This is a genomic window from Mucilaginibacter ginsenosidivorax (assembly GCF_007971525.1).
Taxonomy (GTDB): domain Bacteria; phylum Bacteroidota; class Bacteroidia; order Sphingobacteriales; family Sphingobacteriaceae; genus Mucilaginibacter; species Mucilaginibacter ginsenosidivorax.
The window spans coordinates 3,200,012-3,214,601 of sequence record NZ_CP042437.1 but is presented as its reverse complement, the minus strand read 5'-3'; the positions used below and the strand labels follow the sequence as shown (position 1 = coordinate 3,214,601).

Below are 14,590 nucleotides of genomic sequence, written 5' to 3'. Positions count from 1 at the left end.
TTTCATAGTAGACTATTCAACTTAATCTAACTCAATCAACCACTCACCTAATCAACCAATTTAACCAATTTTTCAGCCATCACTTCACTTATCTTCCGGTACGAATCAAACGTCCAGCCGGCAACGTGGGGGCTAAGAATAACCTTGCCGCTTTGGCGCAGCTCATCGTACCAGGCCTGCTCGGCCAGGGTAGGGAATTTTTCCACTTCAAGCACATCTAATCCTGCACCCAATATTTTGCCTTCTTTAATGGCTTTTAGCACGCTGCTTACTTTTGCGGTTTTTCCCCTGGAGGTGTTGATAAAAAATATCGGCTTTTTAAAGTGAAACAGGTATTCGTCATCAATCAACCCATTGGTTTCTGATGTAAGCGGTACGTGTATGCTTAGCACATCGCTTAGTTTTACTATTTGCTCCATGCTTACTTCGCGCGCATAACGGTCGCTGAAGCCGGTTTTGTACTTATCGTAAGCAATTACATCAACCTGGAAACCCGAAAGCTTACGGGCAAAGCTATGCCCCATATGGCCGTAGCCAATAATGCCCACAGTTTTTCCTTTCAGTTCGTAACCGCGGTTGCCCTCCCGCTCCCATTTGCCATTCCTGATCTCGGCATCGCCCCGGTTAAAATTATTCATTAATGATAGCAATAATCCTATGGCATGTTCGCCAACAGCATCGGAGTTGCCTTCGGGCGCGTTAATCAGTTTAATTCCCTTTTGGGCGGCGTAAGCCTCGTCAATATTGTCCATCCCGGCACCTGCGCGGGCCACAAATTGCAGGTTTGTGGCCAAATCAAAAACTTGCCTGCTTACCTGGAATTTTGAGCGGATAACCAGCCCCGCGTAATTGCCTATAATTTGTAAAGCTTCTTCGGTTTTTATGGTTGGCCTGTAATCGCATGTATAACCCTTGGCTTCGGCCTGATCCATAAATATGGGGTGTACATCATCAACAATAAGAATGTTATTTTTCAACTGGGCTTAAAATTTTTATGAACCACAAATTTACTAAACAACCATGATACTTATATGGTTAACTATCTGCGGGGTAACTTAATTACAAAACAACTACCTATTCCCGCCATTTTTACAGGCTTTATAAACTGGCACGCGAATAGCGTAACAATATACAAGGGCTTGCCCTTTACTACATAAATCAATTAAAATGAAATCATTAAAGCAAATAGGCACCGATATAAAACACTATTCCGAACAATTATCGCACGATGGGTTTAAGCAGGTGTTTGATCATATCGACCAATTGAATGTAAAAAAGGGTGTCGACAAAATGGGCCTTGATAAATTTATAAACCAGTGCGCAATTATGGCTGCCGGCAGCGGTGCTATATCGGGAAGCGGCGGTGTTTTAACCATGGTGATAGGCATGCCTGTTGATGTGCTTAACCTGATAACCCAGCAATTCAGGGTTACCATGGCTATTATGTACCATAACAGGGGCAGCTACCAGATGGGGTTTGATGAGTTTATGAAACTTGTAGCTATATCTTTTAAAGTAGAAACCGGAATTGCCCTCAGCAAAACCATGATGGAAAGCGTAGCCGAAAAAATAATCCTCAACCTGGGCGTACGCACTGCCGAAAGGTTGGTGCCGGTTGTTGGCGCTGTTATTGGAGGAACAACCAACTACTTGTTTATTAAACGGATGGCAAAATCGGTTAAGGAAATGCAAGGCTTGCCAATGGTGATACAGGTGAATTGATACTATGGGCACCTACTTTGTTTTGATTAAATAGGTGCCCAATATTTTTATGTCGGCTGGCTTTTCTTTTCCGGTAATATTAAAATTTATACTGTTGATCTGAAATGCTACTTTATACATAGCTGTTTCTTTGATAAGTAAAGTCTCTTTAGCCGGCAGATCGTAATTTTTATAATATTCAGATTCTGTAGGCGTGTGATATTTATTAAGCGTTGCTGTATCCGCCAAAAATTTACGGGCAACATCAAAAGGTCTGAAATTAAAAGTTTCGCTATTGAGTTTCAAGGTAAATGATCCGTTTGCCGTTTGTGTTTGCTTAATTTGAATGCCGTTGAAATTATTAGTCAGCGTATCAGTATACTCATCGGCGGCGAGGGTTATATCATAGCCCTTTACAACTAATATTTTTTCTTTTTTGCTAAATGTATAGTAACAGGTCATCACGTTATCATTCTCGTTGTACCAGGTTTCAAAATGATGCAGGCCAAGGGAAATTCGGGCCCACTCATACTTGCTTTCCCTTAACTCTCTCCGCCCATAATCTCCCGTAGTGCGCCAGTCACGGCTTTTCAACTTACCTAACGAATCGGACAATGCGGTAAGGTTCTTGTTAAAATACGGCTGCAAGGGTGTGATATCGTATTTGTAAATAAAATAATTTAAAGATGCCACAGCTTTGCTGCCTTCCTTTTCGCTCAACTTTGTGCTATCAACCGCGATGAATTTGCCATTTTTCAACGCATTGTGCTTTTCAAAAAATTTGACAATAATTCGCCTTTGCGAATACATGCTTACCGAAAAAGCACTTTGCGGGCCGTAAACCGATAAAATGGTTACTATACATAAGGAGATGGGCATAAGCTTTATATTCTGCTTTTTAAAAGCTAAAAAGTAAACACAAATAAACAACAGCCAGCAGGCAAGCGCTATTAAAAAATAACGCCATTCAGTAATGCCATACATGAAAACCCTTGCACCAACCGCCACAAACAGCAGGCCCAACAGGGGGATCAATAAAAAATAAAAGCTGCGCGAATAATTTTTGATCCATTTATTGCCATCATGTTCGCGAATGGGATATACCAGCAATAATGACAGCACCCCAAACACCGCATAGCTTAAAATAAGATTTGATACCAGGCCCTTTGGCAGGCTCCAAAGTATAATGATCTTAACTTCGTAGGCTAATAAAATAAGCACATATATGGTTGATAGCGGGATCAATACAAACTGCGTAAATATTTTCAATGCTTTGGGGTAGGTCAAATCGTCGTTAAGAGATTGCGTATTGGCAGGTACGCCAGCCAGGAAAAAGGTGGTGGTAAACAAACCTGCTATCCAAACCCAAAGTATGGCATAAGTATCCCACTCAAACTTAAAGTTGAATAAAAAGTTAGTGGCCGCAATGGCGGCAGCAATCCCTAAAAACAAAACCACACCGTACAACACACTTGTTAAAAAACGAAGGAACAATGTTTTATTAAATTGCCAAAACCCGTTAACCTGCCCCTTACCCGTAAATGCCGCAAAGGCAACCAGCAAATGAAAAGAAAGCGATAGCAGGAAAAACCGGATATAATCGGCCTCGCGGGCTGTGGGATCGATAATGAAAACAAGCGAGGCTGCAAAAAGTGCAGTTATGATTTTTATAATGAATTTACTTTGTTTGCTAAACTGCCGGCTTTGCGTAAAAAGCGTTGCCGACAGGCTTAAAAGCAAACCCAGGTTGGCCGTCATCACACCGCGCATCAGCCAGCCTTCATGTACCCGGTTCAAATGCCGTAATTCAACCTCGGTAGTGCCCGCCAAAGTGCCAATAAGGGCAAAGAATAGCTCGAATGGGTAACGTTTTATAGTAATTAAAAAACCTTCGGCAAGCGTTTTTATGGATGGGAATTTCATTGTGGCAGGGTTTATACAGGCAATGTAAGTACAATTTGTAAAATATGTGTACTAAAAATGTAAAGTGCATGGGTGGCAATTGCATTTAACACATTAGTGATTATATTTGCGGTCGCAAAAAACATCATTTATACAATATAATGAGAGAAATACAATTCAGAGAAGCGCTACGTGAGGCTATGGTCGAAGAAATGCGCAACGACGGAAATATATACCTGATGGGTGAAGAGGTTGCCGAATATAATGGTGCCTACAAAGTAAGCCAGGGTATGCTGGATGAATTTGGTGCTAAACGCGTTATTGATACGCCCATCTCTGAATTAGGCTTTGCCGGTATTGGTATCGGTTCGGCTATGAATGGCTTACGCCCGATCATCGAGTTCATGACCTTTAACTTTTCGTTAGTGGCTATCGATCAGATCATCAACGGTGCGGCCAAAATCATGTCGATGAGCGGTGGCCAGTTTTCTGTGCCAATCGTTTTCCGTGGGCCAACCGGTAATGCAGGTATGCTTAGTTCGCAGCACTCACAGTGCTTTGAAAACTGGTATGCCAACTGCCCGGGTTTAAAGGTTGTTGTTCCATCAAACCCTTACGATGCAAAAGGCTTATTAAAATCTGCAATATTGGATCCGGATCCGGTTATTTTCATGGAGTCGGAATTAATGTATGGCGATAAGGGCGAAGTTCCTGAAGAAACTTACTATATCCCATTGGGTAAAGCCAAAGTGGTAACAGAAGGTACCGATGTAACTTTGGTTGGTTTCGGCAAGATCATGAAAGTGGTTATTGCTGCCGCTGCCGAGTTGGCAAAAGAAGGCATCAACGCCGAAGTGATAGATTTGCGTACTGTACGCCCTATTGATTACGAAACAGTAATCAACTCGGTTAAAAAAACAAACCGTTTGGTAATTATCGAAGAAAGCTGGCCTTTAGGTTCAATTGCTACCGAGGTTGCTTTTAAAGTACAAAAAGATGCTTTTGATTACCTTGATGCGCCTATTCTGCGTATTATGGGTGGCGATGTTCCGTTGCCTTATGCGCCAACTTTAATACAGGAATACCTGCCAAACCCTGAAAGGGTTGTTAAAGCCGTTAAAGAGGTAATGTACGTTACTAAATAATAACACGATTTAAGGATTATACAGGATTGACAGGATTTTTCTTGTCATTTTTAAAATCTAAATAATATCAAAAAGCCCGGTATTTGTATCGGGCTTTTTACTTTAATACAAATGCATAATAGCGTATCAAACGTAAAAGACAGCAACGGAAACATCCTGAACGATGGCGATTCGGTAACACACATCAAAGTTTAAAAGTTAAAGGCGGCGTAGCGCTTAAACAAGGTACGCCGGTAAAAAAAACTCGCTCTACGGATGAAGACAAAGAAGTTGACTGCAAAATTGACGGTATGAGTATTGTGCTTAAAACGGAATTTTTGAAGAAAAGATAATTGCTGATAACCGGAGAAAGCCAAAATTACCATTGGGTGCCCATCAGGTAAAACTAAAAAATGGGACTGCGTGTTGGCTTTAGGTTTCAATAACCTGTCGGGTAGTAAAATTCGCGGATTCCAAAGAGAAAGCGACATTTAAAAATAAACGACTGTCATCTTGAGTTGTAAAATTTCGTGAAATTCTTAAGGGGGAATGACATACAATAAGAGAACTGTCATCCTGAACGTAGTGAAGGATCTATTCGCGAACTTTTCCGTCGGTGATGCATGTCGGTTAACAGACTCTTCACTCCGTTTATAATGACGTGTTTTTAAGTTGTTGATTATCAAATATATTTTTTAGCTTCTAATGTATGAAATGCAATTAGGCGTATCCTATGTTTTATTCCCCTCTCGAGAGGGGGCGGGATGGGAAGCGCGTTAGCAGGGGTGTGTTTTTCCGCGTTTTATCGCGCGTACATAAACACACCCCTCCGCCCCTCTCGAGAGGGGAATCGCACATTTCCTCCGCTTTTTTTAAATGGATCCACAAAATATTATTGCGTCTACAACAGCCCCATTTGCAACGATGTCATAACTGTTTTTTCCAGCCTAAGCTGGTGGTTACTCAGAATGATAAAGGGAGGTGTTTACAACATTTCATGGGTAGGTATGAAGGATCTATTCGCGAACTTTTCTAGCGGTCATGCATAACTGATAGATCCTTCGTACCTCAGGATGACAGGAAAATTGGATATGTCCCATGCATCGTATTATAGGTCTACGATATGGTAGTTTTTACCTCAAAACAACGTACGCAACCTATCAACCTACCGCCACCCCCCTCCTACCGCCTGGTACAAATTCACCGAGCTTAAGAATATATTTCGCTTAATGCTGGTTAGTTCCAGTTCGGCATCCAGTACGCTGCGTTGGGCGGTGATGATCTCGAGGTAATTGGCGCGGCCAACCAGGTAAAGATCATTAGCTACCGATAGCGCGTTGTTGAGCGCCTGCAGCTCCTGTTGTTTAAATTCAAAGGCCTGTTTATAATTGCCGATGCCGCTCAGGTTATTGTTAACCTCCTGGAAACCCGATAGGATAGTTTTCTGGTAATTATAAACCGCTATCTTTTCTTCGGCAATGGTACGTTCATATTCGGCCTTTATGCCCTTGCGGTTAAATACAGGCGCTGTAAGCCCGCCAATCAACCCATAGGTAAACGAGCCGGGGTTAAACAGCAAGCCCGCGTTAAAGCTGTTATAACCGGCGTAAGGCGTTAAGGTAAGTGTGGGAAAAAAGTTTGCCCTGGCCGCTTTAATATCGGCATTCATGGCCGTAAGTTCCAGCTCGGCAGCGCGGATGTCGGGGCGGTTAAGTAATAGCTGTGACGGTACACCCGCCCCGATAATTACCGGCAATGCAATTTTCATGATAGCCGTATCCCTTGTAATTTTTCCATTAAAACTGCCCGATAAAAAATTAAGCTGGTTTTCAGTTTCGGTTATTTGCTGCAACGTTGTGTATTGCAGGCCTTTGGTGCGCGCCAATTGGGCCTCAAACTGCTGTACGGCAAGCTCGGTAGCCCGGCCGCCCAGTTTTTGAATTTTTACAATTTCCAGCGCGTTATCCTGTAGCGCTATGTTTTTTTTGATGATGGCCAACTCGGCATCAAGCGCCAGCAATTGGTAATATAGCCCGGCTATTTGTGCCGTAAGCTGGGTTGTAATTAGCCGGTGCCCGCTTTGGCTGGCCAGGAAACGGGCAAAGGCAGCTTTTTTTTGATTGCTTAGTTTGCCCCATAAATCAACCTCCCATGAACTTTGAAAACCCAGAAAATAATTGGGCGTTGGGTTGGGGATGTGCTGGTTGCTGCTGATGTTTTGCGAAAAGTTGGTATCGTAATTACCAACGCCGTTTTGCGTATAATCACCATATTTTTCCAGCCCGGCATTGGCGGCGATGTTAAGGGTTGGTAATAGTTTTGATGTGCTGAACCTGAGGTTGGCACGCGATGCTTCTACCCGCTGCAATGCCGTCAGTATATCCGGGTTGGCCTTTAGCGCGGTATCAATAAGGCTGATGAGTTTTTGATCGGCAAAAAACTGGCTGATGGGTAAGGCTGCTATGGTTGTAGTATCCGTGCTACTCCCAAAGGTGCCGGGTAAATTTGCGGCCGCATCCGGGCCCTTAACGGGCTTGTACGTTTTGCAGCCTGCTGTTAAAATCAATAAAAACGCGGTAGTCAGGATATATAAATTTGCTTTTTTTAGCATGAGTAGCTTTTTCATTAGTTAACAATTTTCATTTCATGGTGCATTTCGGTAAGCGGCTCTTCGGGCTTTTTGTGTTTACGTGCGGCCATTCCGGCAAATATTACATACAGGCCCGGTATTAATATTACACCGAAGATGGTGCCCATCAGCATCCCTCCCGCCGCCGCGGTACCTATCGACCGGTTACCCATTGCCCCCGCGCCATCGGCAATACATAATGGAATTAAGCCGGCAATAAATGCCAGCGATGTCATCAGGATGGGCCGTAAACGGGATACCGCGCCTTCAATAGCGGCTTTAACTATCGATAGCCCCTCTTTTTGCCGCTGGATGGCAAATTCCACTATCAGGATGGCGTTTTTGCCCAGCAAGCCAATGAGCATTACCAGGGCTACCTGTGCGTAAATATTGTTTTCGAGCCCGGTGATCTTTAAAAAGAAAAATGCACCGAAAATACCGGTAGGTAATGATAGGATAACGGGAAGCGGGAGCAAAAAGCTTTCGTACTGCGCAGCCAGCAGCAGGTAAACAAATATTAAACAGATGATAAAAATGTAAATAGCCTGGTTGCCCGATAAGATCTGTTCCCGTGTCATGCCCGACCATTCAAAGGTATAGCCTTTGGGTAGCTTTTGTTTGGCTATGCGTTCAATAGCGGCGTTGGCATCGCCGCTGCTGAAACCTTTGGCCGCATCGCCGGTAACCATGGCCGATGTGTACATGTTGTAGCGGGTAAGCTGCTCGGGGCCGAAAACTTTCTCCATTTTAATAAAAGTGGAAAATGGCACCATTTCGCCCTTATCGTTTTTAACCTGCAGGTTTAAAACATCCTCGGGCCGGGCGCGGTACTCGGGCGCGGCCTGCACCATCACCTTGTACATTTGCCCAAAGCGGATAAAGTTGGATGCATAAAAACTACCCATTAAGGTTTGCAGGGTCGACATCGCTTTATCAACCGTAATTCCCTTTTGGGCCGCCGTTTGCTGATCGACAGAGATCATGTACTGTGGAAAATTAGGATCGAAGCTGGTAAACGCGCCCGAAATTTCGGGTGATGCATTTAGCGCATCCACAAAATCTTTGGTTACTTTGGCGGCTTTTTGCAGATCGCCCTGGCCGGTACGGTCAAGTACCCTGATCTCGAAACCGCTGGAGTTACCAAAGCCCGGCACCGTTGGCGGCGGAAAATACTGGATAGATGCATCACCTATGTTTTTGGTTTTTGCTGTCAGTGTGGCAATAATATCCTCTAACGATTCCTTACGCTCATCCCATGGTTTCAGGTTAATCATGGCCATGCCGTAAGATGCGCCTGCAATTTCGTTTACCAAACTATAGCCCGATAAAGTGGATATCGACTCAATTGCCTTGATGCTTTTGGTTTTGCTGGCTATCTCTTTTAAAACCTGTTCGGTACGCTCAACTGTTGCACCGGCTGGCGTGGTTACGTTTACGTAAATCATCCCCTGGTCTTCGGTAGGGATAAAGCCTGTTGGTAATATGGCGCTGGTGCCCCAGGTAAGCACAAAAAAGCCCACCAGTAAGGCAATTGTTATTCCTTTACGCGGCGACAGGAACGTCATGAAGCCCGAATACTTGTTTTGCAGGCCGTCATAACGTTTATTAAAGCCCGTGAAAAAGCGTTGGGTGACGCTTTTCTTTTTAGGCTCGGGGTTATGCTTTAGCATTATGGCGCAAAGTGCAGGGGTAAGGGTTAATGCGTTTACACCTGATATCACAATTGATATGGCCAGCGTTAATGAAAACTGCCGGTAAAATACCCCTACAGGGCCCGACATAAAAGCCACCGGCACAAATACTGCCGACATTACCAAAGTAATGGCCACTATAGCCCCGCTAATCTCTTTCATGGCCTGTATGGTTGCATCCATAGCGTTCATGTGCTCTTCGGTCATTTTTACGTGCACGGCCTCAACCACCACAATGGCGTTATCAACCACAATACCAATAGCCAGTACCAACGCGAATAATGTAAGCAGGTTGATGGAAAAACCCAGAAGCTGCATAAAAAACAGCGAACCAATAAGCGCCACGGGTACAGCCAAAGCAGGTATTAATGTTGAGCGGAAATCCTGCAGGAAAATGAACACTACAATAAATACCAGTATAAAGGCCTCTACCAAAGTGCGCAACACTTCGTGGATAGATGCATCCAAAAAGCGCGATACATCATAATTTACATTAAAACTCATGCCGGCCGGGAACGAGCTTTTTTTGAGCTCGGCCATGCGGGTTTTAATGTTGTTGATAACATCCCGGGCGTTTGAGCCGGGGCGTTGTTTTATCATGATAGATGCTGATGGCTTACCATCGGTATTGGATACCATGCTGTAAGTAAGCGAGCCAAATTCAACATCGGCAATTTCTTTCAGTTTTAATACAGATCCGCCTTCTTCGGCGCGGATAACAATGTTTTCATATTGTTTGGGCTCAAAAAACTTGCCCGGATAGCGCAAAACATATTGCAGCATTTGCGGCGATTTATCTGAGCTTTGCCCGGTTTTACCCGGCGCAGCTTCCACGTTTTGCGCGCGGATAGCATCAATGACATCATCAGTAGATACCTTGTAGGCCATCATCCTATCGGGCTTCAACCAAACCCGCATAGAGTATTCTTTGGCACCCATAATTTCGGCACGGCCAACGCCGTCAATACGCTTTAATTCCTGCAGTACGTTGATGTCGGTAAAGTTGTAGATGAATTTCTCGTCCATGCCGGGGTCTTCGCTGATGATATTCAGGTACATCAGCATACTGTTTACCTCTTTTTCGGTGGTTACCCCGGCTTTTATCACCTCTTCGGGCATCTCGTCAATAATAGTGGCAACACGGCCCTGTACATTTACAGCAGCCTGGTCGGGGTCAACCCCAACGTTAAAATAAATTTGTATCACCGTAAGCCCGTCGTTACTGCAAACGGTGGTCATATAGGTCATGCCGGGTACGCCGTTAATGGCGCGTTCAAGCGGGGTTGCCACGGCCTTGGCGCAAACCTCGGCGTTCGCACCGGTATAGTTGGCGGTAACGGTTACCGATGGCGGCACAATATCAGGGAACTGGGTAACCGGCAGTGTTATTAACGCCAGTACGCCCAGCAGGGTTATTATTAAAGATATCACAAGCGACAGCACCGGCCGCTTTATAAATGTTTCGAACATAGCGTGTTGGGGTTTGTATACAATAAACTAAGTCTTGAGTTCTAAGTCCCGGGTTTTGAGTCAAAAGAGCCAATAGCCATAGCTTCAGGCAGAAAACTTCGAGTATAAAACATCAGGCTTGCGACTTTAGGCTTATTACTTTAGACTAAAGACTTAAAAAACTACTTCATGGCTAATAATGAATCCCTGCTGAGTTTTCTTGGTTTAATGATCATTCCGTCGCGTACATTCTGGGTGCCTTCCAGCAATATTTTGTCGCCGGGCTTTAAGCCGTCTTTTACAATGTAATAGTTAGAAAAACGGGTTTGCGGTACAAAGGCACGCATGTGCAGCTGGTTGTTTTTATCAACTAAATAAACGTAGCTTTTATCCTGGATATCAAATACCGATTGTTGCGGCACCATCACCACGTTATCGGCCCTGGTTGATATAAACAGCTTGCCGGTGGCCCCATGCCTCAAAAGTTTTTGCGGATTGGGAAAGCGTGCCCTGAAATTAATAGATCCGGTTTTTTGTTCAATTTCCGCTTCAACGGTTTCAATATCACCCTCATACGGAAAGTCGAGGCCATCGGCCAATACCAGCCGCACCTTGTCGCTTGTTTTGCCGGGCGCGGTTTTGCGTTTCCGAACGTATTGGAGGTATTCGTTTTCGGGGAAGCTGAAGTACGCGTACATCGAGCTGATATCCGACAGGCTGGTAAGTAAGGTGCCCTCATCAATTAAACTGCCCGATTTAAGGGGGATTCTATCCACAATGCCATCAAACGGCGCGTGGATGTAGGTATAGGCCAGCTGGTCTTCGGCGCTTTGCACCATGGAACGGGCCTCTTCAATGGTGGCTTTATCAGCACTCAGCTTTGATTCGGCCACATCCAGTTCCGATTTGGAGATCACTTTTTTATCAACCAGCAATTTAACGCGGTCAACCTCCAGCGCTGTCGCCTTGGCATCGGCCACGGCGTTACTTAAGGCAGCTTTGGCCTTGGTAAGGTTTACCTTAAACTCCTGGTCGTTAAGTTTAAAAAGGAGCTGGCCTTTTTGTACCGACGCACCTTCGTCGATAAATACTTTTTCTAAAAAACCACGCACCCGCGAACGGATATCAATGTTTTTTAAGGCCTGGATATCGGCTACGTAAGGCTTTTGGATAACCGTATCGCGTGTGGTTAATGTAAATACAGGTAGTTGCAGGGTGTCGGCTGTTTCTTCCTGCGTGCTTTGTGCTTTTGAGGCGCAACCCGTGACATATATAGATGTTATAACCGCCAGTAAAGGCAGCATTGCTTTAAATGTTTTCATTTTTCTGATAGCGTTATAAGCATAGTGGTAGCATTCACGTACCAAAATGGCTATGTTAATATTTCGTTAAACAGGAGGTATAATGCACCGGGGCGGGGCATCGTATCAGAAAAAAGATCAGAAAGGGCTTAGCCGGAACAGGAAGCTGTAATATGCCGGAAGAAAGGCTTCCCTGACAATATTTTGCTTGGGTTCCTGCTTTATAAAGCTTGTAACAATGCCGGACAACGATTGATTGGCCGGTTGTAGAATTGCGGAATAATTTGTGCGGACATGAACAAACCTTACATAAACACAGGCATGGCTGTTTTGGCTGCCGCCGGATTCCGGCGAATCGTCGCTTAGTTCCTGCTGCTGTGCAATGTTAATGAGGTTGTGGTGCAGCCTGGAGATATCGTCGGCTGTTGAACCCCATCGGTTATAATGTTTTAAAATTGTATCCGCATTGGCAGCAACAGCTACAGAAAGCTGGAAAAAAAATAATACAAAGAATATTTTTTTTGTGAGTGCCATCATTGCGAATTTAGCACATAATTATTCTTTTTTCAAATGATTTTGTATTTTATTGAACGTAAAATGAATTTATTTTGAATTTTTGGGCTTGATTGTTAGTATTTTAGCTTTTTCGCTGCGATGAAGTGTGTTTTTGACACCTGCTGCGCCAATATGCCGGGTTAATTCATAGTAGCGTAGCCTCGTTATAGCGTAGCATCCTTATATATATTCTTATATTTGAATATAAACCCTTTGGACATGACAAGACAGGCAATCATTGAGCGCACAGTTAAAGCAATTAACCAACTGCCGGAAGACAAAGCAGAAGAAATTTCTGACTTTGCAGACTTTGTAAGTAAACGTTATGAGGAACATCAATTAACTCAGGGCATACAAAAGCTTGCCTCTGACAGTAACACTTTTGACTTTTTAAATAACGAGGAAGAGCTATATTCTGTAGTAGATTTAAAAGAGGTTTACAATGGCTAAAGGTGACATTGTGCTTATTACTTTTCCTTTTACAGACCTGAGCGGTAGCAAATTAAGGCCTGCTGTGGTACTCGCTAACACCAGTCTTGATCTGACTGTTTGCTTTATTACGACACAAACCAGCTGGCAGGAACCGACCGATACTATGCTGATGCCAAATCCATTAAATGGATTAAAGAAGCAATCTCTTATCAGAACAAGCAAAATTGCTACCCTTGACAGGTCGTTAGCAAAGGGACTCTTGGGCAGACTTTCGGCGAATGAACTTACTGATATGAATGGTAAGCTTAAAATCTTATTTCAGTTACCCTGATAGGTGCTGATAAATTGCCATCAAGCGTATTTATAGTAAGCAGATAAGTGGCTTTTTATTTAAATTCCCTATTTTAGGCACACAAATACCAACAGTATGCTCAACTCCCGTTTTAAAGCCACAAGGCTTATAGTTTTAATTGTGTTTGCAGGTGCTATCGGCAGCAATTTATCAGCACAAACCAAAACCCCAGCTACAACAGCAAAACCCGAAGCCGCCGCGAAAACGCCAACAGCTGCAGGAATTATAGCGCCTACAACCCTTATAGAAAAGTTTTTCAGGAGTTACGATAAAGAGAGCACCACAAAAGCGATGATTGATATATTTAAAACCAATCCGCTTATTGATTCCAACAGCCTGGTGAAGCTTATTTCAAAAATAGATACTACGCGGAGCATTATCGGCGCTTATACAGGTAAAGATCTTATCGTTCAGCGCAGGGCATCTAATAGCCTGATATTGTACAGTTATCTTGTAAAACATCAAAACCAACCCCTGCGGTTTACATTTATGTTTTACAAGCCTAAAAACGAATGGGTAATTTACCGCCTGTATTTTGACGATTCGGTAAGCAGCGAGCTGGAGCAATCGGCAAAAATCACAGCGAAACCGTAAAGGCGCTTAAAGAAAAACGCCTATAGCAGGAAGCTGTTTTTGGTAAAACGTTAGCTTTCTGCTAATCACTATACCTGTCGTTTCGCCAGGGATAGGCCGTGTTTGAATAGCCGCGATCTTCCCAGAAACCTAATTTGTTTTCGGTTAAAAACTCAATCCGTTTTATCCATTTTGAACCTTTCCAGGCATAAAGCTGGGGTGTAATCATGCGTACCGGGCCGCCGTGTTCTATTGGCAAAGGCTGCCCCTCAAAAGTATGCACCAATAAAACATCGGGTTTAAGGGCTTCTTCTAACGATATATTGGTGCTATACGTATCGTATCCGTAGCACATAATATGAGTGGCGTTTTCTTTAGGGTGCACCAATGCCGCAATATCAAGCAGGCTTACACCCTTCCAGGGCATATTTAATTTAGACCAGGTGGTTACGCAATGAAAATCGGAGGTGTCTTTGGTTTGGGGTAAATCTAAAAATTGTTTCCAGGTAAGCTTAACCGGGTTGTCAACTGCTCCATCAATGGTCAGCCTCCATTTTTCGGTTGGTATATTGGGCTGGTAGCCCAAATCAAGCACAGGCCATTTAACAGTAGCCGTTTGACCTATGGGGATAGCCGGCATGCCATGCCTGTTTGGTGCGCCGGTACCGCGGGGTTTGTCGTCGGCTACTGATGGTGTAAGCTTCATCTTTTCCTCAAACCGGGCTTTAAGTTTCATGCGGGCCTCAATAATACGATCGAGTTTTTCTGGTTCGTCCATAGTTGTAGTGTTTACTAAAGATAGCTAAAACCCTAAAAAGATTCAGCAAAAAAGAAAGGCCTTCAGCATATTGCTAAAAGCCTTCAATATTATTCAGGTGTTA

Annotated in this window: 12 protein-coding genes and 1 pseudogene; 6 read left to right on the top strand and 7 right to left on the bottom strand. The window is 43.8% G+C overall.

The window, feature by feature from the left end:
• Positions 1–47 precede the first annotated feature (47 nt).
• The gene (locus FSB76_RS13425; protein ID WP_147054096.1) at positions 48–977 is read right to left on the bottom strand and encodes a 2-hydroxyacid dehydrogenase; all 930 of its coding nucleotides are present in this window, start codon (positions 975–977) and stop codon (positions 48–50) included.
• A 190-nt stretch (positions 978–1,167) separates the two neighbouring features.
• On the opposite strand from FSB76_RS13425, the gene FSB76_RS13420 reads away from it, so the two are divergent.
• Positions 1,168–1,722 (top strand): hypothetical protein, encoded by a 555-nt coding sequence (locus tag FSB76_RS13420; protein WP_147054094.1) that lies wholly within the window; start codon positions 1,168–1,170, stop codon positions 1,720–1,722.
• 12 nt (positions 1,723–1,734) lie between these two features.
• On the opposite strand, the gene FSB76_RS13415 is transcribed toward FSB76_RS13420, so the two are convergent.
• Positions 1,735–3,624 carry a DUF4153 domain-containing protein gene (locus FSB76_RS13415; RefSeq protein WP_147054092.1) on the bottom strand — a complete coding sequence of 630 codons (1,890 nt, stop codon included), beginning with the start codon at positions 3,622–3,624 and terminating at the stop codon, positions 1,735–1,737.
• A gap of 140 nt (positions 3,625–3,764) precedes the next feature.
• Here FSB76_RS13415 and FSB76_RS13410 point away from each other — a divergent pair, with 140 nt between their 5' ends.
• Both FSB76_RS13410 and FSB76_RS32965 read left to right on the top strand, forming a co-directional pair.
• Complete coding sequence (locus FSB76_RS13410; RefSeq protein WP_090651446.1) at positions 3,765–4,748, top strand: pyruvate dehydrogenase complex E1 component subunit beta; 984 nt, start codon at positions 3,765–3,767, stop codon at positions 4,746–4,748.
• 111 nt (positions 4,749–4,859) lie between these two features.
• A pseudogene (locus FSB76_RS32965) lies at positions 4,860–5,080 on the top strand (PhnA domain-containing protein).
• Between the two features lie 812 nt (positions 5,081–5,892).
• On the opposite strand, the gene FSB76_RS13400 reads toward FSB76_RS32965, so the two are convergent.
• From FSB76_RS13400 to FSB76_RS13385, 4 genes are all read right to left on the bottom strand, one after another.
• The gene (locus FSB76_RS13400; protein ID WP_225976505.1) at positions 5,893–7,353 is read right to left on the bottom strand and encodes a TolC family protein; all 1,461 of its coding nucleotides are present in this window, start codon (positions 7,351–7,353) and stop codon (positions 5,893–5,895) included.
• Positions 7,353–10,517 (bottom strand): efflux RND transporter permease subunit, encoded by a 3,165-nt coding sequence (locus tag FSB76_RS13395; protein ID WP_147054090.1) that lies wholly within the window; start codon positions 10,515–10,517, stop codon positions 7,353–7,355. The genes FSB76_RS13400 and FSB76_RS13395 overlap by 1 nt, the downstream gene beginning before the upstream one ends.
• A gap of 161 nt (positions 10,518–10,678) precedes the next feature.
• The gene (locus tag FSB76_RS13390) at positions 10,679–11,818 is read right to left on the bottom strand and encodes an efflux RND transporter periplasmic adaptor subunit (RefSeq protein WP_147054088.1); all 1,140 of its coding nucleotides are present in this window, start codon (positions 11,816–11,818) and stop codon (positions 10,679–10,681) included.
• Positions 11,819–11,935: 117 nt separating this feature from the next.
• Positions 11,936–12,334 carry a hypothetical protein gene (locus tag FSB76_RS13385; RefSeq protein WP_147054086.1) on the bottom strand — a complete coding sequence of 133 codons (399 nt, stop codon included), beginning with the start codon at positions 12,332–12,334 and terminating at the stop codon, positions 11,936–11,938.
• A 237-nt stretch (positions 12,335–12,571) separates the two neighbouring features.
• Between FSB76_RS13385 and FSB76_RS13380 the strand changes: the two genes are divergently transcribed.
• The 3 genes from FSB76_RS13380 to FSB76_RS13370 all read left to right on the top strand — a co-directional run bounded on the left by FSB76_RS13380 (position 12,572) and on the right by FSB76_RS13370 (position 13,730).
• Entirely contained in the window at positions 12,572–12,802 is a 231-nt protein-coding gene (locus FSB76_RS13380; RefSeq protein WP_147054084.1) for a hypothetical protein, read from the top strand.
• On the top strand, positions 12,795–13,115 hold the full coding sequence (locus tag FSB76_RS13375; protein ID WP_147054082.1) for a type II toxin-antitoxin system PemK/MazF family toxin: 321 nt from the start codon (positions 12,795–12,797) through the stop codon (positions 13,113–13,115). The genes FSB76_RS13380 and FSB76_RS13375 overlap by 8 nt, the downstream gene beginning before the upstream one ends.
• A 96-nt stretch (positions 13,116–13,211) precedes the next feature.
• Positions 13,212–13,730 carry a hypothetical protein gene (locus FSB76_RS13370; RefSeq protein ID WP_147054080.1) on the top strand — a complete coding sequence of 173 codons (519 nt, stop codon included), beginning with the start codon at positions 13,212–13,214 and terminating at the stop codon, positions 13,728–13,730.
• A gap of 61 nt (positions 13,731–13,791) precedes the next feature.
• Here FSB76_RS13370 and FSB76_RS13365 read toward each other — a convergent pair whose 3' ends face one another.
• The gene (locus FSB76_RS13365; RefSeq protein WP_147054078.1) at positions 13,792–14,487 is read right to left on the bottom strand and encodes a molybdopterin-dependent oxidoreductase; all 696 of its coding nucleotides are present in this window, start codon (positions 14,485–14,487) and stop codon (positions 13,792–13,794) included.
• Positions 14,488–14,590 lie beyond the last annotated feature (103 nt).

Excerpts from the sequence above, each read along its gene's own strand:
- FSB76_RS13420 (WP_147054094.1), top strand. The coding sequence starts at position 1,168 with ATGAAATCATTAAAGCAAATAGGCACCGATATAAAACACTATTCCGAA.
- FSB76_RS13415 (WP_147054092.1), bottom strand. The coding sequence starts at position 3,624 with ATGAAATTCCCATCCATAAAAACGCTTGCCGAAGGTTTTTTAATTACT.
- FSB76_RS13410 (WP_090651446.1), top strand. The coding sequence starts at position 3,765 with ATGAGAGAAATACAATTCAGAGAAGCGCTACGTGAGGCTATGGTCGAA.
- FSB76_RS13400 (WP_225976505.1), bottom strand. The coding sequence starts at position 7,353 with ATGAAAAAGCTACTCATGCTAAAAAAAGCAAATTTATATATCCTGACT.
- FSB76_RS13395 (WP_147054090.1), bottom strand. The coding sequence starts at position 10,517 with ATGTTCGAAACATTTATAAAGCGGCCGGTGCTGTCGCTTGTGATATCT.
- FSB76_RS13390 (WP_147054088.1), bottom strand. The coding sequence starts at position 11,818 with ATGAAAACATTTAAAGCAATGCTGCCTTTACTGGCGGTTATAACATCT.
- FSB76_RS13385 (WP_147054086.1), bottom strand. The coding sequence starts at position 12,334 with ATGATGGCACTCACAAAAAAAATATTCTTTGTATTATTTTTTTTCCAG.
- FSB76_RS13380 (WP_147054084.1), top strand. The coding sequence starts at position 12,572 with ATGACAAGACAGGCAATCATTGAGCGCACAGTTAAAGCAATTAACCAA.
- FSB76_RS13375 (WP_147054082.1), top strand. The coding sequence starts at position 12,795 with ATGGCTAAAGGTGACATTGTGCTTATTACTTTTCCTTTTACAGACCTG.
- FSB76_RS13370 (WP_147054080.1), top strand. The coding sequence starts at position 13,212 with ATGCTCAACTCCCGTTTTAAAGCCACAAGGCTTATAGTTTTAATTGTG.
- FSB76_RS13365 (WP_147054078.1), bottom strand. The coding sequence starts at position 14,487 with ATGGACGAACCAGAAAAACTCGATCGTATTATTGAGGCCCGCATGAAA.